19 protein-coding genes are annotated in these 21558 nt (G+C 74.3%); 3 read left to right on the top strand and 16 right to left on the bottom strand.

Annotated elements, in window-relative coordinates; translation table 11 throughout:
- The 12 genes from ACZ6IM_RS10395 to ACZ6IM_RS10340 form a co-directional block, all read right to left on the bottom strand.
- Nucleotides 1-897, bottom strand: coding sequence for a dihydrodipicolinate synthase family protein (locus ACZ6IM_RS10395; protein WP_052837604.1), 897 nt, complete (start codon nt 895-897; stop codon nt 1-3).
- Nucleotides 894-2420, bottom strand: a complete 1527-nt coding sequence (locus ACZ6IM_RS10390; protein ID WP_052837603.1) for an FAD-dependent oxidoreductase — start codon at nt 2418-2420, stop codon at nt 894-896. Before ACZ6IM_RS10390 ends, ACZ6IM_RS10395 begins: the two co-directional genes overlap by 4 nt.
- The gene (locus ACZ6IM_RS10385) at nt 2413-2667 is read right to left on the bottom strand and encodes a (2Fe-2S)-binding protein (RefSeq protein WP_052837602.1); all 255 of its coding nucleotides are present in this window, start codon (nt 2665-2667) and stop codon (nt 2413-2415) included. The genes ACZ6IM_RS10390 and ACZ6IM_RS10385 overlap by 8 nt, the downstream gene beginning before the upstream one ends.
- Entirely contained in the window at nt 2664-3824 is a 1161-nt protein-coding gene (locus tag ACZ6IM_RS10380; RefSeq protein ID WP_469555927.1) for an NAD(P)/FAD-dependent oxidoreductase, read from the bottom strand. The genes ACZ6IM_RS10385 and ACZ6IM_RS10380 overlap by 4 nt, the downstream gene beginning before the upstream one ends.
- Nucleotides 3825-3944: 120 nt before the next feature.
- A complete protein-coding gene (locus ACZ6IM_RS10375; protein WP_469555776.1) occupies nt 3945-6626 on the bottom strand; it encodes an SWIM zinc finger family protein in 2682 nt (893 codons plus the stop codon).
- A complete protein-coding gene (locus tag ACZ6IM_RS10370; protein ID WP_469555773.1) occupies nt 6623-9520 on the bottom strand; it encodes a DEAD/DEAH box helicase in 2898 nt (965 codons plus the stop codon). The genes ACZ6IM_RS10375 and ACZ6IM_RS10370 overlap by 4 nt, the downstream gene beginning before the upstream one ends.
- Before the next feature lie 109 nt (nt 9521-9629).
- The gene (locus ACZ6IM_RS10365) at nt 9630-10211 is read right to left on the bottom strand and encodes a hypothetical protein (protein ID WP_052837598.1); all 582 of its coding nucleotides are present in this window, start codon (nt 10209-10211) and stop codon (nt 9630-9632) included.
- On the bottom strand, nt 10208-11356 hold the full coding sequence (locus tag ACZ6IM_RS10360) for an ROK family glucokinase (protein ID WP_052837597.1): 1149 nt from the start codon (nt 11354-11356) through the stop codon (nt 10208-10210). The genes ACZ6IM_RS10365 and ACZ6IM_RS10360 overlap by 4 nt, the downstream gene beginning before the upstream one ends.
- 140 nt (nt 11357-11496) lie before the next feature.
- A complete protein-coding gene (locus ACZ6IM_RS10355; RefSeq protein ID WP_469555769.1) occupies nt 11497-12288 on the bottom strand; it encodes an ATP-binding cassette domain-containing protein in 792 nt (263 codons plus the stop codon).
- Complete coding sequence (locus ACZ6IM_RS10350; protein ID WP_052837595.1) at nt 12285-13325, bottom strand: ABC transporter permease; 1041 nt, start codon at nt 13323-13325, stop codon at nt 12285-12287. The genes ACZ6IM_RS10355 and ACZ6IM_RS10350 overlap by 4 nt, the downstream gene beginning before the upstream one ends.
- Nucleotides 13322-14326 (bottom strand): sugar ABC transporter substrate-binding protein, encoded by a 1005-nt coding sequence (locus ACZ6IM_RS10345; RefSeq protein ID WP_469555767.1) that lies wholly within the window; start codon nt 14324-14326, stop codon nt 13322-13324. Before ACZ6IM_RS10345 ends, ACZ6IM_RS10350 begins: the two co-directional genes overlap by 4 nt.
- Before the next feature lie 221 nt (nt 14327-14547).
- On the bottom strand, nt 14548-15285 hold the full coding sequence (locus tag ACZ6IM_RS10340) for a myo-inositol degradation transcriptional regulator (RefSeq protein ID WP_469555924.1): 738 nt from the start codon (nt 15283-15285) through the stop codon (nt 14548-14550).
- Between the two features lie 128 nt (nt 15286-15413).
- On the opposite strand from ACZ6IM_RS10340, the gene ACZ6IM_RS10335 reads away from it, so the two are divergent.
- Nucleotides 15414-16427, top strand: coding sequence for a Gfo/Idh/MocA family protein (locus ACZ6IM_RS10335; protein ID WP_469555765.1), 1014 nt, complete (start codon nt 15414-15416; stop codon nt 16425-16427).
- A gap of 138 nt (nt 16428-16565) precedes the next feature.
- On the opposite strand, the gene ACZ6IM_RS10330 is transcribed toward ACZ6IM_RS10335, so the two are convergent.
- Both ACZ6IM_RS10330 and ACZ6IM_RS10325 read right to left on the bottom strand, forming a co-directional pair.
- A complete protein-coding gene (locus tag ACZ6IM_RS10330; protein ID WP_052837591.1) occupies nt 16566-17255 on the bottom strand; it encodes a response regulator transcription factor in 690 nt (229 codons plus the stop codon).
- 44 nt (nt 17256-17299) lie between these two features.
- Entirely contained in the window at nt 17300-18550 is a 1251-nt protein-coding gene (locus ACZ6IM_RS10325; RefSeq protein WP_052837590.1) for a histidine kinase, read from the bottom strand.
- A 178-nt stretch (nt 18551-18728) separates the two neighbouring features.
- On the opposite strand from ACZ6IM_RS10325, the gene ACZ6IM_RS10320 reads away from it, so the two are divergent.
- A complete protein-coding gene (locus ACZ6IM_RS10320) occupies nt 18729-18929 on the top strand; it encodes a hypothetical protein (protein ID WP_052837589.1) in 201 nt (66 codons plus the stop codon).
- A 30-nt stretch (nt 18930-18959) separates the two neighbouring features.
- Here the strand turns inward: ACZ6IM_RS10320 and ACZ6IM_RS10315 are convergent, their stop codons facing one another.
- The gene (locus tag ACZ6IM_RS10315) at nt 18960-19355 is read right to left on the bottom strand and encodes a guanyl-specific ribonuclease (protein ID WP_052837588.1); all 396 of its coding nucleotides are present in this window, start codon (nt 19353-19355) and stop codon (nt 18960-18962) included.
- Between the two features lie 177 nt (nt 19356-19532).
- On the opposite strand from ACZ6IM_RS10315, the gene ACZ6IM_RS10310 reads away from it, so the two are divergent.
- Nucleotides 19533-20309, top strand: coding sequence for an SDR family oxidoreductase (locus tag ACZ6IM_RS10310; RefSeq protein ID WP_052837587.1), 777 nt, complete (start codon nt 19533-19535; stop codon nt 20307-20309).
- A 78-nt stretch (nt 20310-20387) separates the two neighbouring features.
- On the opposite strand, the gene alc is transcribed toward ACZ6IM_RS10310, so the two are convergent.
- Nucleotides 20388-21518 carry an allantoicase gene (gene alc / locus ACZ6IM_RS10305; RefSeq protein WP_052837586.1) on the bottom strand — a complete coding sequence of 377 codons (1131 nt, stop codon included), beginning with the start codon at nt 21516-21518 and terminating at the stop codon, nt 20388-20390.
- Nucleotides 21519-21558 lie beyond the last annotated feature (40 nt).

The following is a 21558-nucleotide window of genomic DNA, read 5'->3' as shown; positions in this document are numbered from 1 at the left end:
TCAGTTCACCCCGGCGTCGACGAGGGCCTGGGTGGCGGCGCGCACGACGGCCTCGGTCTCCGGGCCGAGCGGCTGTCGCGGCGGGCGGCAGACACCACCGCGGCGGCCGGTCATCTCCTGGCCGAGCTTGATGGCCTGGACGAACTCCGTCTTGCTGTCCCACCGCAGCACCGGGTGCAGTTGACGGTAGAGCGGCAGCGCCGTCTCCAGGTCGCCCCGCACGGACGCCTCGTACAGGGCGAGACAGGCCCGGGGGAAGACCTGCGGGTACCCGGCGACCCAGCCCTTGGCCCCGGCGACGGCCACCTCCAGCACGGTGTCGTCGGTGCCGATCATGAGGTCGAGGCCCGGGGCCAGCTCGGAGATCTCGTAGCAGCGCCGGACGTCGCCGGAGAACTCCTTGACCCCGACGATGAACCCTTCGGCGTACAGCTTGGCCAGCAGGTCGGGGCGCAGGTCCACCTTGGTGTCGATGGGGTTGTTGTACGCGGTGACGGGCAGACCGGCCGAGGCCACCCGCTCGAAGTGTTCGAGCACCGCGCGGTCGTCGGCGCGGTAGGCGTTGGGCGGCAGGCACATGACGGCCTGGCAGCCCGCGTCCTTGGCGAACCTGGCGTGCCGCTCGGCCTCGCGACCGCCGTAGGCGCCGACGCCCGGCATGACGGTGAACCCTTCGGGGGCGTTGGCGAGGGCGGTCTCGACCACGCGGTCGCGCTCCTCGTAGGTGAGGGTCTGGTACTCGCCCAGTGAGCCGTTCGGCGCGACGCCGTGCATCCCCTGCTCGGCGAGGTGTGCGACGCTCTCGCCGTAGGCCGCGAAGTCGACCGAGAGGTCGTCGTTGAACGGCAGGCTGGTCGCGACGATGACGCCGTGCCAGGGCTTGCGGGTCTCGCTCATGAACACTCCTTGTCGGTTTCACCGTTGTCCGTCGACGCGGGCGGTGCCGTCGATGCCTGCGGTGCGGTCAATGCCTGTGGTGCGGTCGGTGCGGTCGGTGCCGTCGGTGCTTCGTCGAGGTCGGCGAGCGCCCCGAGGGTGACGGGCGTCGCGACGAGTCGTTCCGCGGGCTCGTACGCCCGCCGCCCCGCCGTGAGGCAGTGCACGGCGGGCCCGCACATCCGGCCCTGGCACCAGCCCATGCCGGCCCGGGTCAGCTGCTTGACCTGCCGGTGGTCGTGGGCGCCGTCGGCGCGGGCGGCCCGGATCGCCCCGGCGGTCACCTCCTCGCAGCGGCACACGACCGTCTCGTCGGTCAGCCACGAGGGCCAGGCGGGAGGCAGCGGGTGGGCCAGCGCCATCGCCCGGGCGAAGGCCCGCTGCCGGGCCACCGCCGAACGCACCGCGGCCAGGCGCCTGTTCGCCGGTACGGGGGTGGCGCCGGCGTCGGCGAGGACCGACTCCGCGGCCAGGCGGCCCTCGTTCACGGCGAGCGCCGCCCCGCCCACACCACAGGTCTCCCCGGCGGCGTAGAGACCGGGGACGGTGGTGCGCTGGCCGCCGTCGACCGCGGCCACCACGTTGCCGTCCGCCGAGTCGGTGAGGGCACAACCGAGGGTGACGAGCAGGTCGAGCTGCGGTGCGAAGCCCCAGCCGACGCCGACCGCGTCGACCTCGACGCGTCGCTCGGTACCCGGGCGCGGGCTGCCGTCCGGCGCCAGCGCGGCGATCCGCACCGAGGTCACGCGGGCGCCGCCCTCCGCCGCGACGATCGCCGTGCGCGGGCGGACGGGGACGCGGTGGCGCACGAGCGCGGCGGCGTACCCGGCTCCCTCGGCCCACTTGCCGGGATTGCGCAGCAGCGCGCCGGGGTGCCGCAGCCACGCCCGCGGGTGGGCCGCCTCGCACACCGCGACGACCTCGACGCCGCGCGCCGCGAGTCCGGCGGCGACCGGCAGCAGGAACGGTCCGGTGCCGCCCAGCGCCACCCGGCTTCCGGCCGCCACTCCGCCGCCCTTGAGCAGCGCCTGCAGTCCGCCGACGGTCAGCACCCCGGGCAGGTCCCAGCCCGGGAAGGGCAGTTGACGGTCGTAGGCGCCGGTGGCGGCCAGGAGCCTGGGCGCCCGCAGGACGAGGGCGGTCTCCCGCGGCGCCTCGCGACGGTCCACCGCGTGCACCGCGAACCCGTCGCCCTCTCGGACGGCGGACCAGACGTGGTGCCCCAGGCGCAGGTCGAGCCGGCCCGCGGCCCGGCCCGCCGCCAACGCCTCGCACAGGGCGCGGTACCGGCGCAGTCCGTGGTGCAGGTCGTCGGTGGGGATGGCCGCGCGGGCGCGCTCCGGCGGGTGCCGCCAGTACTGGCCGCCGACGGCGGTGCCGGAGTCCACCAGGACGACGCGCAGTCCCCCGGCCAGCGCCGTGGCCGCCGCGGCCATACCGGCCGGGCCCGCGCCCACGACGACGAGGTCCGCCGGCTCACTCATCGTCGCCCTCCCGGGTCGTGACGGTCATGCCGGGCCGGGCCGGCACCAGGCAGGCGCGCTGTCCGCGGGCTCCGTCGACGGTGACGAGGCAGTCGAAGCAGACGCCGATGCCGCAGAAGACGCCACGCGGGCGGCCTCCGACGCGGGTGGTGCGCCAGGCGAGGCGGCCCGTGGCCACCAGGGCCGCGGCGACGGTCTGTCCCTCGACGAACGGCAGGGGCTCGCCGTCGACGACGATCTCGCTCACTGGGGCGCACCTCCGGGGGTCAGGAAGCGGTCGGGGAGAAGGCCGGTGTGGGCGGCCGGATCGGCGCCGCGCCAGGGGCGGCCGAGCAGGTGGGCCGTCACGAGCGCGCCGGTCGCGGGGGCGAGGCCGATGCCCGCCCCCTCGTGACCGCACGCGTGCAGGACGCCCGGCACGCGCGGGTCGGGGCCGACCACCGGCAGGTGGTCCGGGCAGTACGGCCTGAACCCCCGGTAGGCGCGCATCAGATGGACTCCGCGGAGGAAGGGGAAGAGCCGGCACGCCTGGGCCGCGAGCCTGGTGACCACGGCGGTGTTCATCGTGGTGTCGAAACCGACCCGTTCCCGGCTGGCGCCGATGAGGATGGTGCCGCCGCGCGTGCCCTCCACGACGCACGAGGTCTCCAGTCCGGCGTCAAAGGAGGCGACATTGGCGACGTAGTCGGCGGAGTAGACCTTGTGGCGGACCATCGGCGGCAGCGGTTCGGTCACCAGGACGAAGCCGCGGCGCGGCAGCACCTCGACGGGAGCACCGAGCCGTCGCCCGACCTCACCGCCCCAGGTGCCGGCGGCGTTGACGACGGCGTCGGCGGGCAGCACGTCACCGGCGGCCGTCCGGACGCCGGTGACCCGGCCGTCCCGGCCGGTCACCGCCCCGGCCACCTCTCCCGGGTTGAAGCGCGCGCCGCGCCGCACGGCGGCTCGCAGCAGCGCGGCCGCCGCGAGCACCGGCTGCACCTGCGCGTCCTGCGGGTAGTGGACGCCGCCGGGAATGTCGGGCGCGAGGTGTGGTTCGAGGTCCCGCACCCGGTCGACCTGCTCGACGCGGACACCCGCCGCCTCCTGCCGGGCGGCGAACTCCTGGAGCGTGGCGAGGCCTTCGGGACCGCTCGCGACGACCAGGCCGCCCTTCGCCTCCAGTTCGAAGGTGTCGGGGCCCAGCTCCCGGCCCGCCTCGTCCCACAGTGTGCGGCTCAGCCGGGCGAGGTCGAGTTCGGGGCCGGGTTCCTTGTCGGAGAGGAGGACGTTGCCCTCCCCGCGGCTCGTCGTCCCGGCGCCGACGGGTCCGCGGTCGGTGACCGTGACGTCCAGGCCCGCCGAGGCGGCGTGGAAGGCACAGGCGGCTCCGACGACTCCGGCGCCCACGACGACGACCTTCAGGGTCAACGGCTCCTCCTCCGCGCACGCACCTCACAGTGCAATGTCACATGCCATGGGTGAGGTTATACATCCGGCAGGCTGAAGACAACGCCCACTTCGTGCCCCGCGGCCGGAGCGCGGTCAGAGATCGACTCGGGTGCCCAGGCCGGTGAGGGCGCCGACCGGGTCGAGGTCGGGTGTGCCGCGCGGCCACCAGTCCTCGCGGCCGGGCTCCGACTCGTACGCGAACCAGAGCCCCACCCGGCCGAGTCTGAGCTGGACGTGTCCCCGGGGGTGGGTGAGGCGGTTGCGCCAGGGGCGGAAGGCGGGGAGGTCGGCGGCGAGCAGCAGGGGGCGGGCGCGGTCGAAACGGCCGGCCGGCGGGTCCCAGGGCTCCTCCAGGACGTCGAGTCCCTCAGGTCCGCCCTGCCGCCAGGCGGCGACGGCCCGCGCCAGCTCCGCCGTGTCGCGCCCGGCGGCCGAGGCGAGGGACGCGTAGAGCGCGCGGGTGCCCGCGGTGAGGCCGGAGCCGGGGCGGGCGGCGGCGAGCCGCACGGCGTCCTGCCACAGCGTCAGTCCGCCGACGGGGTCCCGCCCCGTGGTGAGCAGGGCGTGGGCGCGGGCGGCCGCGTCGGTGGCCAGCTGGTCCAGCGCGAACGGGTCGGGGCCGCCCGGGGCGGCCGGGTAGGCCGGTGGCTGTTCGGGGTGCGGGGGTGCGGGCAGCGGCGCCGGGAGGGGCGGCAGGGCGCGCGGGGTCAGCGCCTCTCCGGCCCGGACGCCGGGCAGGGGCGCCGGTCCGCGGTCCTGGGCCGCGCGTGCGGCGCGGGCCGCGTTCCGCCGGGACAGGGCGTCCAGCAGCGCGCGCTCGCCCCGGCCGCGCAGCAGGAGCAGGACGAAGGGGTCGGCGTCGAGCAGACGTGCCGTCTGGTAGCAGAGGGCGGCGGCGTGCTTGCAGGGGTGGCCGGAATCGGGGCAGCTGCACTGCGGGGTGAGGTCGCCCGGGCCGGGCAGCAGCGGGACGCCTCGGTCGGCCAGGTCGGCCAGGGAGTGCGGGAGTTCCTTGTCGAGGAGGGCGGCGATGTGTCCGGGACGTTCGACGGCGGCGTCCAGGAACCGGTCCCAGTCCGCGTCGCCGAGCGTCCGCAGCCGCACCTGGACGCGGTACGGCCGGGCACGGCTGCCCTGTACGTAGGCGAGGGCCAGACCGGGCGTCACGGTGATGGCGTCGACACGCCCCCGCTCCGCGTATCGCCGCCCGCGCTCCAGCCGGGCGGCGTCCAGGGCGCCCTCCTCCAGCGCCGTCACCCACGCGTTTCCCCACCACGTCCCGGCGAAGCCCTCGTCCGCGGCCTTCCGGGGCGGCAGCGCGGGGAAGGTGCGCCGGAGATCGCCGTCACGATCCGGGGCGGCCATCGAACGGGGCGCGCGAGGCTGCGCGGGCGACGGTGCGGCGAAGGCCCGGCGGCCAGCCGCGGACGGCTGCTGCGGCCGCCGGGACCCCCCGGCGTCGGGCTCCGGCCCCTCCGGACGCGACGCGTACCCGGCCCGGAGCGCGGCGGAAGCGGCTCCGCCGACAAAATCCCCACCGGGCAGACCCGACGGCTGCCGCGAGCGCCGGGCCCACTCGGCATCGGAGCCCTGGCCGTCCGGCCCAGGTCCCGCTTCGGGGGAGGCGGAAGCGGCCCCGTCGGCAGGGCCCATGCCGGGCACCCCCGACGGCCGCTGCGGATGCCCCGACCGCTCGGCATGGGAGTCCGGACCTTCCGGGTGCGACGCACGCCCGGCCTCAGGAGAGGCGGGGGTGGATACGGCGGCAGGGCCCACGCCGGACACCTCCGACGGCCGCTGCGAGTGCCCCGACCGCTCGGCATCGGAGTCCGGGCCTTCCAGGTGCGACGCGGGTCCCGCTGCGGGAGAAGCGGGGACCGCGCCCGGCGAGGGGGCCGGCTCCTGGTGCGCGGTCGCTCGGCCCTGGGCGGCGGCCGCACCGGGCGACTCCCCGGCGGGCGGGGCCTCCTCGGCCGGGTCCGCCTCCGGGGGCAGTCGGAAGGCACCCGCGGCGAAGTCCCGTACGGCACGGGCGCGGGCGTCGGAGGTGCCCGAACCGCCCGCCCGGCGCTGACGACCGGCCGGAGGTGACGACCGCCGTGCGTGAGCGGCGCTCTTGGCCGACCCGCCCTCGGAGGCCGCGTCCGCCTTCGCCTGCCGACGCGCCGCCCGCAACGCCTCGCGCGCCACGTCCGCCGGCCGGGCGGACCCGGCGCCCACGGAGCCGGGGAGTGACACCCCGTCGGGATCACCCGGGCCGCGCGAGCCGTCTGCGTCGGCCCTGTCGTCGCACCGGCCGGTCTTCTCGCCAGGAGCGGCGGGCTCCCCCACGGGCCCCCGGTCTCCCGAGCAGGTCGGTTCCCCCGGGACTCCGCGATCTCCCTGGGCCGCCGAACCGGCCGGCTTCGCACGATGCTTCGGGCCCGCCGGGTCCGCGGGGCTCTGTCGCTCCTGCGGCGGCACCTCGGCGGCGTCGGGCTCGTCGGGCGGCGTGCCCGGCAGGTCCGCAGCGCCATGCGCCCCCGCCTGCCGCGCGGTGCGTGCGCCGCGCAGTGCGGCGCGGGCGATGTCCCCGGGGCGCGGCGGGGTGTGCTCCGCCGGCTCCCGGCCCGGATCGTCCTCCTGCCCCTGTGCCGGGGCCGACGGCGACGACGGGGGCGGGGGCGGTGATGTCGACGCCCCGCGGTCCCCCTCCCCCTCCGCGTCCGTCGTCTCGCCGCGCTCGCGTGCCTCCCGCAGGGCGCGGCGGGCCTCGTCGGCGGGCCGGGGGGTCATGACGGCCTCCGCAGGGACACGAGGTCGGACAGTTCACGGGCCGTCAGTTCGGTGAGGGCCGACTCCCCGGAGCCGAGGATCGCGTCGGCGAGGGCCCGCTTGGACTGGAGCATCTCGGCGATGCGGTCCTCGACCGTGCCCTCGGTGATGAGCCGGTGGACCTGGACCGGCTGGGTCTGTCCGATGCGGTAGGCGCGGTCGGTGGCCTGCTCCTCCACGGCCGGGTTCCACCAGCGGTCGACGTGCACGACGTGGCCGGCGCGGGTGAGGTTGAGGCCCGTACCGGCGGCCTTCAGGGACAGCACGAGGACGGGGATCGCCCCGCTCTGGAAACGGTCCACCATCCGCTCGCGCTCCGGCACCGGCGTACCGCCGTGCAGCAGGTCGACCGGGACCGCGCGGGCGGCGAGGTGCGCGGTGATGAGGCGGGCCATGCCGACGTACTGCGTGAAGACCAGCGCCGAGCCGTCCTCCGCGAGCACCGTGTCCAGCAGCTCGTCCAGCAGGGCGAGCTTGCCCGAGCGCGCGGTCATCCGGTCGGCGCCGCCCGGCGGGTGCTCCTCCTTCAGGAACAGCGCGGGGTGGTCGCAGATCTGCTTCAGCGAGGTCAGCAGCTTGAGGACGAGACCGCGGCGGCCCATGCCCTCGGCCTCCTCGATGGCGAGCATCGACTCGCGCACCACCGCCTCGTACAGCGCGGCCTGTTCACGGGTGAGCGGGACGGGGTGGTCCGTCTCGGTCTTCGGCGGCAGCTCGGGGACGATGCCCGGGTCGGACTTCCTGCGGCGCAGCAGGAAGGGGCGGATCAGCCGGGCCAGGCGCTCCACCGCCTGGTCGTCCTCCCCGTTCTCTACCGCGCGCGCGTGCCGGGCGCGGAAGGACTTCAGGGGGCCGAGCAGCCCGGGGGTGGTCCAGTCGAGCAGCGCCCACAGCTCGGAGAGGTTGTTCTCCACGGGGGTGCCGGTCAGCGCCACCCGCGCCGGGGACGGGATGGTGCGCAGGGCCTTCGCCGTCGCCGAGTACGGGTTCTTGACGTGCTGGGCCTCGTCCGCGACGACCATGCCCCAGGGCTGTTCGGCCAGGGTCGTGGCGGCGGACCGCATGGTGCCGTAGGTGGTGAGGACGAATCCGCCGGTCAGGTCGTCGAGGGTGCGGTCGGCGCCGTGGAAGCGGCGGACGGGGACGCCGGGCGCGAACCGCTCGATCTCCCGCTGCCAGTTGCCCAGCAGGGAGGCCGGGCAGACCACCAGGGTCGGTTCGGTCCGGTCCCTCTTCAGGTGCAGGGCGATGACGGTGACGGTCTTGCCGAGGCCCATGTCGTCGGCGAGGCAGCCGCCGAGGCCGAGCGAGGTCATGAGGTCGAGCCAGGCGAGCCCGCGCAGCTGGTAGTCGCGGAGGGTGGCGTGCAGGCCGGGCGGCGGTGCGGCGGGGCGCACGCCTGCCGTGAGCCGGTCGCGCAGGGCGGCCAGCGCGCCGACGGGCACCACGTCGACCGTCTCGCCGTCGGCCTCCGCGCTGCCGGTGAGGGCGACGGAGAGGGCGTCGACCGGGTCGAGCAGGCCGAGGTCGCGCTTGCGGGCCCGGCGGACGAGCGCCGGGTCGACCAGCACCCACCGGTCGCGGAGCCGGACGACGGGCCGGTGGGCCTCCGCGAGGGTGTCCATCTCTGCCTCGGTGAGCGGGTCGCCGCCGATCGCGAGCTGCCAGCGGAACTGGAGGAGGTCCTCGCTCTCGAAGAAGCCCGTGCCGTCGGTCGCGGAACCGGGCGCGGTCCTGATCACCGCGGTCGCGGTGAGGTCCTGGGCCAGGTCGCGGGGCCAGTGCACGGCGACCCCGGCGGCGGCGAGCCGGCCCGCCGCCACCCCCAGCAGGTCGGTGACCTCCTCCTCGGACAGGGCGAGCACGTCGGGCACGTCCTGCTCGGTGAGCCGGTCCAGCGGCGGCCAGACCCGGGCCGCACGCCGTACCGCCAGGGCGGTGTCCACGCGCGCGCGGGCCCCGAACGCCGCGTCGGCCGCCCCCGACCACAGGTCCGCCGCGTCGGCGACGAGAGTGGGGTCGGCGAGGCTGTGCACCTGGACGACGGCCGCTCCGGCGTGGCGCACACCGCCGCCTCCCCCGCCCCCCGGCACGTCCTCCTCGCCCCGGTCGAACAGGTCGTACGCCGACAGGTCCAGGCGGAGCGAGATCCGCACGCCCGCGTCCATGCCGGCGGCGACCTCCGCGGCCCAGTCGTGGGCGTCGGGCAGGTGCTGGGCCGTGCGTGCGGCGAACGGCCGGCCCGCGGCGTGGGGTGCGGCGGGGGTGCGGGGCAGGGTGTCGGCGACCGCGTCCAGGAACGCGCGGACCAGCGCTTCCGGCTGCGGCAGCCGGATCGGTCCCGGGCCGTCGAGCGGGACCGCGTGGCCCTCCGGAGGCAGGGCGGCGGCCACGGACCGCAGGTGCGCGATGTCCTCGGGGTCGAGCGGGCCGGCCCGCCAGGCGTCGTGTCCGGTCGCGGTGAGGCCGGGCAGCAGCCGGCCTCGCGCGGTGAGCCGCAGGGCGTGCAGGGCCGCCGCGCCCCAGCAGGCGGTGGCCGGGTGTGCGGCCGGATCGTGCCGGGCGCGCACCAGCAGCGGCAGCGCCTCGGCGAGTGGCAACGACAGCGCGGGGGCGGTCCCCCGCCGTACCCCGGCGCCGTGCCGCCGCACGACGGTCAGCTCCGTCGGGCCGCCGGGCCGGTCGCCGTCCGTCTCTCCGGCGACGGCGTCGACCGGGCCGCCGTCGGGGTCCCAGAAGGCGACCCGTCCCTCGCGCGGGAGGGGCGCGGGCAGGAAGACGGCCGCCAGCCGCACGGGGACGGACACGGTCGGCGCCTCGGCCCGCACCGTCTCGGTCACGGCCACGTCACCCATACGTCCTGTCACCTCCCGCCCGTCTGCCCGATCAGCTGTCTTCGACTCTACGGGCGGGGTCCGACAATCGGCTCCGACGGCCTGTTGCCGGGCCCCGGACCGCCGGACGCTACGGAACGGTGTGCGAGACGACGTACACCATCGGGTAGTCCGGGTCGGCCATGTTCACGACGACGTCCTGGGTCGGCGCCGGGTTCTCCTGCTCGTTGACGACGCCCCACCAGGAGCCGGACCCGCCGAACTCCCAGCCGGTGACCCGCTGGGCGCGGTCGCTGATCGCGATCCTGTCCTTCTTCAGCGCGTCCCGGTCGACGCCCAGTCCCGCCAGGAAGACGTCGAGACCGGCGGCGGTGGTCTCGAACTGGACGTAGAGCCGGCTGGTCTTCCAGTTGTTCGTCTCGTAGTACGCGACCTCTTCGGCCGGCACCGGGACGGGCACCTCGTAGATGCGGCGCTGCAGCTTGGAGGGCCAGCCCTCGGTCATGCCGGTCGCCGCGTACTTCGCCTCCTTGTCCCGGCCGCTGTCGCGGCTCTGGCTGGCGGAGATCGCGAGGTAGCCGGCCGGGACGCCGATGAGCAGCACGATGGTGAGCAGGGTGAGCGCCCGCCGGCGGATCATGTGCCGGCGGCCCTCCGCCGCGGGCCCGGTCGCCTCCGTCGGACCGGGCTGGTGGGGCAGGGATTCCGTCACAACGACTCCTGGGACGTGCGGCGGGCCTCGGCGTACCGCTCGTAGCGCTCGTAGCGCTCCACCCGGCGCCGCTTGGCCCGGCGGAACCGGCGGGCGACCAGGCGGGACAGGTCGGCGGCGCCCACCATGCCGGCCTCCGGGCCGAGCTGGGCGCGGACGATGCGGGCTTCGGGCCGGTAGCCGCGGCCGGTGAGCTGGCGCTTGAAGGCGTCGCGCGCGGGGCCGATCAGCAGGTCGTCGGCGGCGCTGACCCCGCCGCCGATGACGAAGCAGGACGGGTCGAGGGCAGCGGCGAGGTTCGCGATGCCGACGCCGAGCCACTGTCCGATGTCCTGGAGCAGCTCGACGCACATGGCGTCGCCCTGGCGGGCCAGCTCGGTGATCATCGGGCCGGTGATGTCGCCGATGCTGCCCTTGACGTGCTCGATGATCCCGTAGGCCACCGGCGAGTCGGCGGCGGCCAGCTCGCGGGCCTCCCTGACCAGGGCGTTCCCGGAGCTGTACTGCTCCCAGCAGCCGCGGTTGCCGCACGGGCAGCGGTGGCCGCCGGGGACGACCTGCATGTGCCCGAACTCGCCGGCGACGCCGTACTTGCCGCGCTTGACCTGGCCGTCCTCCAGGATCGCGCCGCCGATGCCGGTGCCGAGCGTGATCATGACGAGGTGGTCCTCGCCGCGGCCGGCGCCGAAGCGCCACTCGGCCCAGGCGGCGGTGTTGGCGTCGTTGTCCACCAGGACGGGGACCGCGAGGCGGCCGGCGATGCGGTCGCGCAGCGGTTCGTTGCGCCAGGACAGGTGGGGGGCGAACAGCACCCGGTTGCGGTCGGCGTCGACCCAGCCGGCCGCGCCGATGCCCACGGCGTGCACGTCGTGCCGGTCGGACAGGTCCAGGACCAGCTCGACGATGGTGTCCTCGACGACCTTGGGGCTCTTGGACTTGTCCGGGGTCTCCGTGCGGAGCTTCTCCAGGATGTTGCCGTCCGCGTCGACGACGCCCGCCATGACTTTCGTGCCGCCGATGTCGATGCCGACCGTCGGCACGCGGGGCGCCGTGAGGTGCGAGCGGCGTTCCCTCGTGCCCACGGTGCGCAGGACCGGGGCGCGGCGGGAGCCGATGGGGGCGGTGAAGTCGCGGTAGGTGCTCATCGGGTGCGATTGTGCCGCACGGGTGTGCCGGGTGCCGAATGGGACAGGGGCGGGGTGGTTCCCTTGTTCGCCGGGTGCGGGTGCGTTGTGGCTGGTCGCGCCCGCGCGGCGGAGCCGCAAATCAGCACAGTCCCGCGCCCCTAGCGGCGTTCCAGTTCGTGGCGTAGATCGTCCAGCTCCGTTCCACCCGCCATCTGCCTCGTCAGCTCGTCCAGGGTGATGTCTTCGCGCTCGTGGTTGCCCACCATCGTGCCGCGCTTCAGCAGGACGAACCGGTCCCCCACCAGGTACGCGTGGTTTGGGTTGTGGGTGATCAGCACAACACCGAGGCCCTGGTCGCGTGCCGCCGCCACATATTTGAGGACCACACCCGACTGCTTCACGCCAAGTGCCGCCGTCGGCTCGTCCAGCACCAGGACCTTGGCGCCGAAGTACACCGCGCGGGCGATCGCCACGCACTGGCGCTCGCCGCCGGAGAGGGTGCCGATGGGCTGGTCGACGTCGCGGAGGTCGATGCCCATGCGCAGCAGCTCCGCGTGGGTGGTGCGGCGCATGTGGTCGACGTCCATGCGCTTGAACGGGGCGACGCCCTTGCGCGGCTCGGAGCCGAGGAAGAAGTTGCGCCAGACCGGCATGAGGGGGACGACGGCCAGGTCCTGGTAGACGGTGGCGATGCCGCGGTCCAGAGCCTCGCGCGGGGAGGACAGCCGGGTCTCCTCGCCGTCCAGGCGCACCGTGCCGCCGTCGTGCTGGTGCAACCCGGAGATGATCTTGATGAGGGTGGACTTGCCCGCGCCGTTGTCGCCGAGGACGCAGGTGATCTCCCCGGCCTGGACCTCCAGGGACACGCCTTCGAGGGCGCGTACGGTGCCGTAGTTCTTGCTGACTCCGGACAGCTCCACGAGCGCCGTACGGCTTTCGGTCTGCGTCACTTGGTGGCCTCCGCGCGCTTGCGGACCCAGGCGTTGAGCAGGGTCGCGAGGAGCAGCATCGCTCCGAGGAAGAACTTGAACCAGTCGGGGTTCCACTCGGCGAAGACGATGCCCTTGCTGGTCATGCCGAAGATGAACGCGCCGACCGCCGAGCCGACGGCGCTGCCGTAGCCGCCGGTGATGAGGCAGCCGCCGATGACGGCCGCGATGATGTAGATCAGCTCGTTGCCGACGCCCTCGCCGGACTGGACGACGTCGTAGGAGAAGAGCAGGTGCTGGCCCGAGATCCAGGCGCCGAAGCCCACGCCCATGTAGAGGCCGATCTTGGTCTTGGTGACCGGGACGCCGACCGCGCGGGCGGCGTCCTTGTTGCCGCCGACCGCGAAGATCCAGTTGCCCGCGCGGGTGCGCAGCAGGATCCAGCTGGCGACGGCGACCAGGGCGAACCACCACAGGATGGTCACCTTGAAGCCGACGCCGCCGATGGTGATCGTGGAGGCGAAGACGTCGCGGGCGGAGGGGAAGCCCTCCATGTCGGCGATCGACTTGGTGGAGACGGTGCCGTCGATGAGCTTGGTGAACCCCAGGTTCAGGCCGGTCAGCATGAGGAAGGTCCCCAGCGTGATGATGAAGCTGGGGAGCCTGGTGCGGGTGAGCATGAAGCCGTTGAAGGCGCCGATCGCCAGGGTGACCAGCAGCGACACGCCGACGCCGACCCAGACGTTGGCGGTCATCTGGTAGCTGAACATCGACGACACCAGCGCCGAGGAGGTGACCATGACGCCCGCGGACAGGTCGAACTCGCCGCCGATCATCAGCAGCGCCACCGGGACGGCCATGATGCCGATCGTGGAGGCGGCGTAGAGGACCGTGCTGAGGCTCGAGGCGCGCAGGAAGCTGTCGGCGAAGAACGCGAAGAAGACAAAGACGGCGATCGCGCCGACGACGGAGCCCAGCTCGGGGCGGCCGAGGAGTTTGCGCAGCGGGGAGGTCCGCAGAAGCCGTTCGTCGGCCTCCTTCACCTGCGTGGCGTTCATCGGGTGCCCCGCTTCGTGTAGTCGGCCAGCGCGGCGGCGTCGTCCTTGGTGATGATCTGCGGACCGGTGAGCACCGGCCGGCCGCCGCCCAGGACGTCGGCGTTGTACTTGTACAGCCACAGCAGGTCGACGGCCTCGTAGCCCTGGAGGTAGGGCTGCTGGTCGACGGCGAAGCCGAGGGTGCCGTCCTCCAGTCCGGCGGCCACCTTGGCGTTGAGGTCGAAGGTGTCGATCTCGGCCTTGCTGCCGGCGCCCTGCTTGGCCTTGACGGCGGTGTCGGCGTAGGGGGCGCCGAGGGTGACCACGGCGTCGACGGACTTGTCGGTCTGGAGCTTGGCCTCGATGGCGGACTGCACGTCGGGCATGCTGGTGCCGTTGACGTAGAGCCGCTGGACCTTGCCGTCGAAGGTCTTCTCCACTCCGTCGCAGCGCTGCTCGTGGCCGACGTTGCCCTGCTCGTGGAGCACGCAGATCGCCTGCTTGCGGCCCCGCTCGTTCAGCTCCTCGCCCACGGCCTCGCCCGCGATCGTCTCGTCCTGGCCGACGTGGGTGAGGGCGCCGAACTCCTTGGACTCCTGGGAGCCGGAGTTCACGGTGATCACCGGGATGCCCGCCTGGTGCGCGCGGGCGAGGGCGGACTTCATGGCGTCGGGCTTGGCGAGCGTGACGACGATGCCGTCGACCTTCTTGTCGATGGCCGCGTTCACCAGCTGGGCCTGCTGCTGCGCCTCGTCGTCGTGGGAGTACAGGAAGTTGATGTTGTCCTTGACCGCGGCCTGCTCGGCGCCGCTCTGGACGATGTCCCAGAACGTGTCGCCGTCGCCCGAGTGTGTGATCATCGCGAAGGTCCAGCGGGGAGTGTTCACCGCCGCCCTGCCCTCGGCCGACGCGGCCTTGCGGGCGTCCTCGGCGCGCTTGCCGCCGGTGCTGCTGCACCCGGCCAGGGACACCGACAGTGCCCCAGCCAGCGCGATGCCCACCCATGTCCGAAACCGTGCCACGAGGCCGTGCCCTTCTCGCTGTGCCGTGCTGTGCGTGCGGGGGTCTGTCACAACCCCGGCCGGGTTCTGGAAACCCCAAACGCCCCATTGTCCGACACACAAGCGGAGCGCGTGCCTCCGGGGATCGGCCGACGGTCACATTGTCCGGACATTGCGACGAACCCGCACGGCGGGAGCCCTCGGTGGCAGCCGCCGGTGGGAGCCGCCACCGCAAGGGCCGCTCAGGGCCGCACGAGCAGCTGGAACTCGAAGGAGTAGCGGGACGGCCGGTAGGTGTGGGTGCCGAACTCGACCGCGCGTCCCGTGTCGTCGAAGGTGGTGCGCTCCATCGTGAGCAGCGGGGCGCCCGCGTCCTCGCCGAGCCGCTCGGCCTCACCGGTGGTGGCGGCGCGGGCGCCGATGGACTGCCGGGCACTGTGCAGGGTGATCCCGGCGGCGCGCATCAGCCGGTAGAGGCCGGTGGCCTCCAGCTGCCCGGTGTCCAGGTCGACGAGGCCGGGCGGCAGGTAGTTGCACAGGTACGCCATCGGCTCCCCGTGCGTCAGCCGCAGCCGCTCGATGCGGTGCACGTCGCTGTCCTCGGCCACGCCGAGCGCGGCGGCGATCTCCGCGGGCGCGGGGACGACGGTGTTGACCAGCACTTTCGTGGCCGGGCGCTGGCCCGCGGCCTCCAGGTCGTCGTAGAGGCTGCTGAGTTCCAGCGGACGCCGGACCTTGCTGTGCACGACCTGGGTGCCCACACCGCGGCGGCGCACGAGCAGGCCCTTGTCGACGAGCGACTGGATGGCCTGGCGGACGGTGGGCCGGGACAGACCGAGCCGCGCGGCCAGCTCGATCTCGTTGCCCAGCAGGCTGCCGGGCGTCAGCGCGCCGTGCTCGATCGCCGCCTCCAGCTGCTGCGACAGCTGGAAGTACAGCGGCACGGGGCTGCTGCGATCCACGCTGAGGTCCAGCGACACGGTGGGGTCCACTTCTGGTTTCGGCACGGGCCGAGCGTAGCCGCGTGCGCAGATGACGGGAAGTTGTGTAGTTCGATTGTCCGGACATACGCATTGACAGGCAGCGGCTGTGCGCCCACTTTGATTCCATGCGCATCGGGGTCATCGGAACGGGCCGCATCGGTACCGTTCACGCCAACACACTCAGCCGCCACCGCGACGTCGGATCCCTGATCCTCACGGACGCCGACATCACCCGGGCCCAGGACCTCGCCCACCGGCTGGGCGAGACGGCGGCACCGGGAGTGGACGAGATCTTCCAGTGGGGTGTGGACGCGGTGGTGATCACCACGGCGACGCCGGCCCACGCCGAGCTGATCGGCCGGGCGGCCCGCTCGGGGCTGCCGGTGTTCTGCGAGAAGCCCATCGCGCTGGACCTGCCGGGCACGTTACAGGCGATCGCCGAGGTGGAGGCCGCCGGGACGATCCTCCAGATGGGGTTCCAGCGCCGCTTCGACACGGGCTACAGCGGGGCCCGGGAGGCGGTCCGGTCCGGGCGGCTCGGCCGGCTGCACACCGTCCGGGCGGTGACGAGCGACCAGACCCCGCCGCCGGCCGGGTACCTGCCGCAGTCGGGCGGGCTCTACCGGGACACGCTCATCCACGACTTCGACGTCCTGCGCTGGGTGACCGGCCGGGAGGTCGTCGACGTGTACGCGGCCGGGTCCGACGCCGGTCCGCCGATGTTCCGCGCGGCGGACGACGTGGACACCGGCGCGGCGCTGCTCACGCTGGACGACGGCACGCTGGCGACCGCGACGGCGACGCGGCTGAACGGGGCGGGCTACGACGTCCGCATGGAGCTGGCCGGGGAGCTGGACCAGATCGTCGTGGGCCTGGACGACCGTACGCCGATCGCCTCCACCGAGCCGACCGGGCCACCGGCCGCGGACAAGCCGTGGACGGGCTTCGTGGAGCGCTTCGGGCCCGCCTACGAGGCAGAGCTGACCACCTTCGTGCAGGTGGTGCGGGGCGAGCGGGCCAACCCCTGCGACGGGCGCGAGGCGCTGCAGGCCCTGCGGATCGCGGAGGCCTGCGACATCTCCCGGCGCGAGCGCAGACCCGTACGGCTCGCGGAGGTCCCCGAGGCGCTCGCCCCTTAGCGGGTCCCGGGGCGCTCACTCCTCGGGGCGCGTCGTCCTGGTGGTCGTCTCTCGGGGCGTGTCGTCCTGGTGGTCGTCTCTCGGGGCGTGTCGTCCTGGTGGTCGTCTCTCGGGGCGTGTCGTCCTGGTGGTCGTCCCTCAGGGCGCGTCGTCCTGGTAGTCGTCCAGGAGCCCCGCGTCGTACGCCAGCAGGGCGATCTGGACCCGGTTGTCCAGACCGAGCTTGGCCAGGACGCGGGAGACGTGGGCCTTGACCGTGGCGACGCTCATGAAGAGGTGGGCCGCGATGTCGGCGTTGGCCATGCCCCGGCCGACCGCGACGGCGACCTCGCGTTCGCGGTCGTTGAGGGCCTCCACGCGGGCACGCGCCCGCGTGTGGCGGGCCTGGCGCGCGTCGGGGGCGGTGCCGGCCGCCTGCTCCATCAGCCGCCGGGTGACGGCGGGCGACAGGACGGGGTCTCCGGCCGCGACCCTGCGCACCGCGTCGAGGATCTCCGCGGGCGGCGTGTCCTTGAGGACGAACCCGGCGGCACCGGCGCGCAGGGCGCGCAGCACCTGTTCGTCGGCGTGGAAGGTGGTGAGCACGACGACCTGGGGCGCGTCCGCGCGGGCGCGCAGCCGCTCGGTCGCCGTGAGGCCGTCCGTCCCCGGCATCCGGATGTCCATGAGGACGACGTCGGGGCGGGTGCGGTCGACGAGCGCCCCCACCTCGTCACCGTCGGCGGCCTCGCCGACGATCTCCACGTCCTCGGCGCCGCCCAGCATGAGGGACAGCCCGGCCCGCACCAGCGGGTCGTCGTCGACGAGGAGCAGTCTGATCGCAGTCATGCGTCATACGTAATCACGGTCGTCGCCGGCCATCCGGCGGAAGTTCAGCCCCACGGCAGCCTCGCCCGTACCTCGAAGCCGCCGCCGGGTGTCGGACCGTGCTCCAGGGTGCCGCCCGCGAGCGTGGCCCGCTCGGTCAGCCCGATCAGGCCCTGCCCGGAGCCGGGCACGTGGGGCACCTCGCCGCGGGGCGGGGCGTTGCGCACCGACAGGGCGAGTCCGTCACCCGGTGCTCCGGTGACCGAGACGGTGACCTCGGTGCCGGGGGCGTGCTTGCGCGCGTTGGTCAGCGCCTCCTGGGCGATGCGGTACGCGGTCCGGCCGACGGCGGCGGGGACCGCTCCGGGGTCGGGCACGCGGTCGGCGAGGGTGACCTTCATGCCGGCCTCCCGGGACTCGGCGACCAGCGCGTCGAGTCCCGCGAGCGTCGGCTGGGGGCGGCCCGCGTCGTCGGAGTCCCCGGCCCGCAGGACGCCGATGATCTGCCGAAGGTCCTGGAGGGCCTCGTGCGCGCTCTCCCGGATGACGCCCGCCGCTCGCGCGACCTCCGCCCGGGGCGCGTCGGGCCGGAACTCCAGGGCGCCCGCGTGCACGCTGAGCAGCGTCAGCCGGTGGGCGAGGACGTCGTGCATCTCGCGGGCGATGGCCTCCCGGGCCAGCCGCTGCGCCTGTTCGGCCCGCAGCTCCGCCTCGGCCTCGGCGTGCCGGGCGCGGTCGCGCAGGCTGAGCAGGAGCTGGCGCTTGGCGCGGACGAGCATGCCCCAGCCGAGCACCGTGGCCGCGAGCAGGAGGGCGATGACGAGGGAGGCGAGGAAGGGCAGCCCGGGCTCCGGACGCATCCAGTAGTACAGGGGCACCACGGCGAGACTCGCGCCGCCGATCCAGGCCACGTACCGGAAGGGCCGGTGCACGGCGAGCGTGAACAGGGCGGCGAGGACGGCGCCGCCCGCGGTGGCCGAGACCAGGGAGACGGGCACCATGGCCACGGCCAGCCCGACCGGCCACCGCCGACGGAGCCAGACGGCGGCACAGGCCAGGGCGCCGATCAGCTGGTCCGCGACCGCCATGGCGGGTGGGAGGCCGGGCTCCTGGTCCAGCGTGTCCGCGGCCAGCAGGCCGATGGTGACCGCCAGCAGGAAGCAGGCGAAGTCGACGGCCCAGTCGCGTGCGGTGCGCCGGGGCCGGCCGCCGGGCCGCCGGGGCTGCGGGTACAGGTCCTCGACCAGCGCCGCCGGCAGGACCCAGCGCCGTTTCGCGAAGGCCCAGGGCACCGTGTCCCGCTCATCACTGTTCACAGTCGACAAATCTACGCAGGGGTGGCGGCCGGAACGGCCGGTCGGGCGGGACCGTCGACCAAAGTCGCGCGGGCGGCGACTTTGGTCGCGCGGTACGTGCGCGCGGAAGCCTCCCGTCGGGCAGGACTCGCCCCGCGGCCGATGTGTGTGGGGGGACCGCGGGGCGAGAGTCGGGATCATGAAGAAATTGCTGGAGTTCCTGGGCCTGCTCGCCGTGCTCCAGGGCGCGATGGGCCTGGTGCACGAGTTCACCGACTGGAACACGGGGCTGGTGCAGCGGATCGGTTTCCTCGACGGCTACGAGGTCTACGCGAGCGTGGCCCTGCTCGCTCTCGGCGGCGCGCTGTTCGCCGCCGCCGAGAGCCGCAAGTCCGGGTGAGTGGGGGGTCCGGACTCGGCGGGCGGGGCCTCAGCAGCCGTAGTCGACGAGGTCGAACGACGCGTAGTGGTCGGCCGTGTAGTAGTCCTCCTGGTTCTCCTCACCGGTGACGATCCGGCGGGCGCCGCGTGTGTCGGAGCCCGGCGTGATCACGGTGTACTCGTGGTAGTACCCGGTGGTCCGGCTGGGCAGGATGCCCTCCCGGTTCTGGAAGACGGTCCCGTCCTGCTCGAACGGATAGGGACCGCCCTGCTCGATCAGGTCGAGTGTGTCGTGCGCCTGGGAGGGCAGGTCGCTGTAGCAGATCTCGCCGACCGCCGCGGGGGCGGCGCCGGCCGTGGTCGCGGAGACGGTGCCGCCCACGAGGAGGGCGGACAGGACTGCGGCTGCTGCGCCGAGCCGAGCGGCGCGTGGGGGGAATCGCATGCGCTCATGATGACGCGCGTAGACAGTGGCATGTCAATGACAAGACCGTGGAGTTTCCCGGGACGTCCCATGTGTTTTCCGCGTGTTCACACCACTGTTCGACGCGCGCGGCGCGCGGCTCAGGTCGACGTCCGTTCACCGCCAGCGCGGGCACGGCGGCCCGGCTGGGATGGACCCATGAACACGAACACGCACACCAACCCACTGGCCACCGCCGCCACCCCCCTGACCGGCCGCACCGCCCTCGTGACCGGCGGCAGCCGGGGCATCGGCGCGGCGAGTGTCCTGCGACTGGCACAGGAGGGCGCGGACGTGGCCCTCACCTATGTGAACGGCAAGGACGCGGCCGAGGACGTCGTACGGGCCGCCCGCGCCCTGGGACGCCGGGCGGTGGCCCTGCGGGCCGACTCCGCCGACGCGGACGAGGCGGCGGGGGCGGTCGAGCGGGCCGCCACGGCGCTCGGCGGCGGCCTGGACGTGCTGGTCAACAACGTGGGCCTCGGCCTGCTCGGCCCGCTGGAGAGCCTCTCCCTCGCCGACGTCGACCGGCTGCTGGCGGTGAACGTCCGCGGCGTCTTCCTGGCCTCGCAGGCGGCCGCGGCCCGCATGACCGGGGGCGGGCGGATCATCACCGTCGGCACCTGCATGACCCAGCGGGTGCCGGGGCCGGGCGGGACGCTCTACGCCATGAGCAAGTCGGCGCTGATCGGGCTGACCAAGGCGCTGGCCCGGGAGCTGGGGCCGCGCGGGATCACGGCGAACATCGTGCACCCGGGGCCGATCGACACCGGCATGAACCCGGCGGACGGCCCCTACGCGGACGCGCAGGCGGCCATGACGGCGCTGGGCCGCTTCGGCACCGCGGACGAGGTGGCGTCGGCGGTGGCGTACCTGGCCGGTGCCACCTATGTCACCGGCGCGGAGTTCGCGGTGGACGGCGGCCACGCCGCGTAACCCCGCCCGGGCATGCGCGCGGGGCGCACCGGTGCTGTCGGGCCGGTGCGCCCCGCGGGTCCGGGCCGGGCGGCGGGGTCAGCCGCCCAGTTCCTGGTGGCGGGCGGCGAGGTGGGCGGCGCCGTCCTCGGTCAGGGAGCCGAACAGGCGCAGCCGGGAGATGCCGCCGTCGGGGAAGATGTCCACGCGCGCGTGGGTGCCGACGGCCGCCTCCGGCAGGACGAAGCGGTGGTTGGTGTCGGGCTGCATCCGGGTGCGCGGGAGCACCTCGCGCCACTCGCCCGCCTCGCCGTCCTTGACGGAGACGGACGCCCAGCCGGCCGAGTTGCCCTTCAGGTACGCCGTGTCGATCTCGATCGCGCGGATCCGGGCGCGGTCCACCAGGCGGTACTGGATCCAGTCGTTGCCCCGGTCGCGGCGGCGGCGGGTCTCCCAGCCGTCGTCCATCTTGCGGGAGCGGCCCGGCTGGATGGTGTTGGTGGCCGGCGAGTAGAAGAGGTTGGAGGCGTCCTCGACCTGGCCGCCGTTCTCCAGGGCGACCACGTCGAAGGTGCCGAGGGCGGTGAGCCAGGCGGGGTCCGGGACGACCTCGCCGTACACGCGCAGGCGGGCGATCCCGCCGTCGGGGTGCTGCTTGAGGCGCAGGTGGGTGAAGCGCTGCTCGGCCGAGACGGCGAAGCCGTTGGCCGCGTGGCCGCCGACCGCGGTGCGCGGGACGAGGGTCGTCCACTTCACGTCGTCCGCGAGCAGCTCCTCCGGGGAGGGCGAGCCCGCGACCGAGGCGCCCTCGACGGAGACGGCCTGCGGGTAGTTGCCGCGGAAGTGGGCGGTGTCGACGACGATGCCGCGGATCACGCCGGGGGCGCCGAGGCGGATCAGCGCCCAGTCGTGGTCGTCCTCGGTGGGCCAGGGGTGCTCGGCCGAGGCACCGCGGCGCCGGCGGGTCTCCCAGCCGTCCATGACCTTGCCCTTGTGCCCGAAGTGCTCGGGGTCGAACTCGGCGGGCTCGGGCACCAGCAGGTTCTCGCGCTGGGCGAAGAACTCGTCGTTGGCGGCGACGACACCCGCGCCGAGCTGCCGGTCGGCAAGGTTGGCGTACTGGGTGAAGGGAAGGTCGGCGGTGCGGTAGTCCGCGTACGGGTCGCCGCCTCCGTAGGGGTTCGCGTCTCCGGTGAAGCTGGCCAACGAGGGGTTCTGCTGGGCCGTCACGGTGATCAGGTGTTCCTTTCGGGGCCGTTCGGGATGGACT

It is taken from the genome of Streptomyces sp. NPDC042336 (assembly GCF_055581985.1).
This window is presented reverse-complemented; position numbering and strand designations above follow the sequence as displayed.

Bases quoted from the DNA above. Each gene is read 5' to 3' on its own strand.
- ACZ6IM_RS10395 (WP_052837604.1), bottom strand. From the start codon at position 897: ATGAGCGAGACCCGCAAGCCCTGGCACGGCGTCATCGTCGCGACCAGC.
- ACZ6IM_RS10390 (WP_052837603.1), bottom strand. From the start codon at position 2,420: ATGAGTGAGCCGGCGGACCTCGTCGTCGTGGGCGCGGGCCCGGCCGGT.
- ACZ6IM_RS10375 (WP_469555776.1), bottom strand. From the start codon at position 6,626: ATGACCCCCCGGCCCGCCGACGAGGCCCGCCGCGCCCTGCGGGAGGCA.
- ACZ6IM_RS10370 (WP_469555773.1), bottom strand. From the start codon at position 9,520: ATGGGTGACGTGGCCGTGACCGAGACGGTGCGGGCCGAGGCGCCGACC.
- ACZ6IM_RS10360 (WP_052837597.1), bottom strand. From the start codon at position 11,356: ATGAGCACCTACCGCGACTTCACCGCCCCCATCGGCTCCCGCCGCGCC.
- ACZ6IM_RS10350 (WP_052837595.1), bottom strand. From the start codon at position 13,325: ATGAACGCCACGCAGGTGAAGGAGGCCGACGAACGGCTTCTGCGGACC.
- ACZ6IM_RS10335 (WP_469555765.1), top strand. From the start codon at position 15,414: ATGCGCATCGGGGTCATCGGAACGGGCCGCATCGGTACCGTTCACGCC.
- ACZ6IM_RS10330 (WP_052837591.1), bottom strand. From the start codon at position 17,255: ATGACTGCGATCAGACTGCTCCTCGTCGACGACGACCCGCTGGTGCGG.
- ACZ6IM_RS10320 (WP_052837589.1), top strand. From the start codon at position 18,729: ATGAAGAAATTGCTGGAGTTCCTGGGCCTGCTCGCCGTGCTCCAGGGC.
- ACZ6IM_RS10315 (WP_052837588.1), bottom strand. From the start codon at position 19,355: ATGCGATTCCCCCCACGCGCCGCTCGGCTCGGCGCAGCAGCCGCAGTC.
- ACZ6IM_RS10310 (WP_052837587.1), top strand. From the start codon at position 19,533: ATGAACACGAACACGCACACCAACCCACTGGCCACCGCCGCCACCCCC.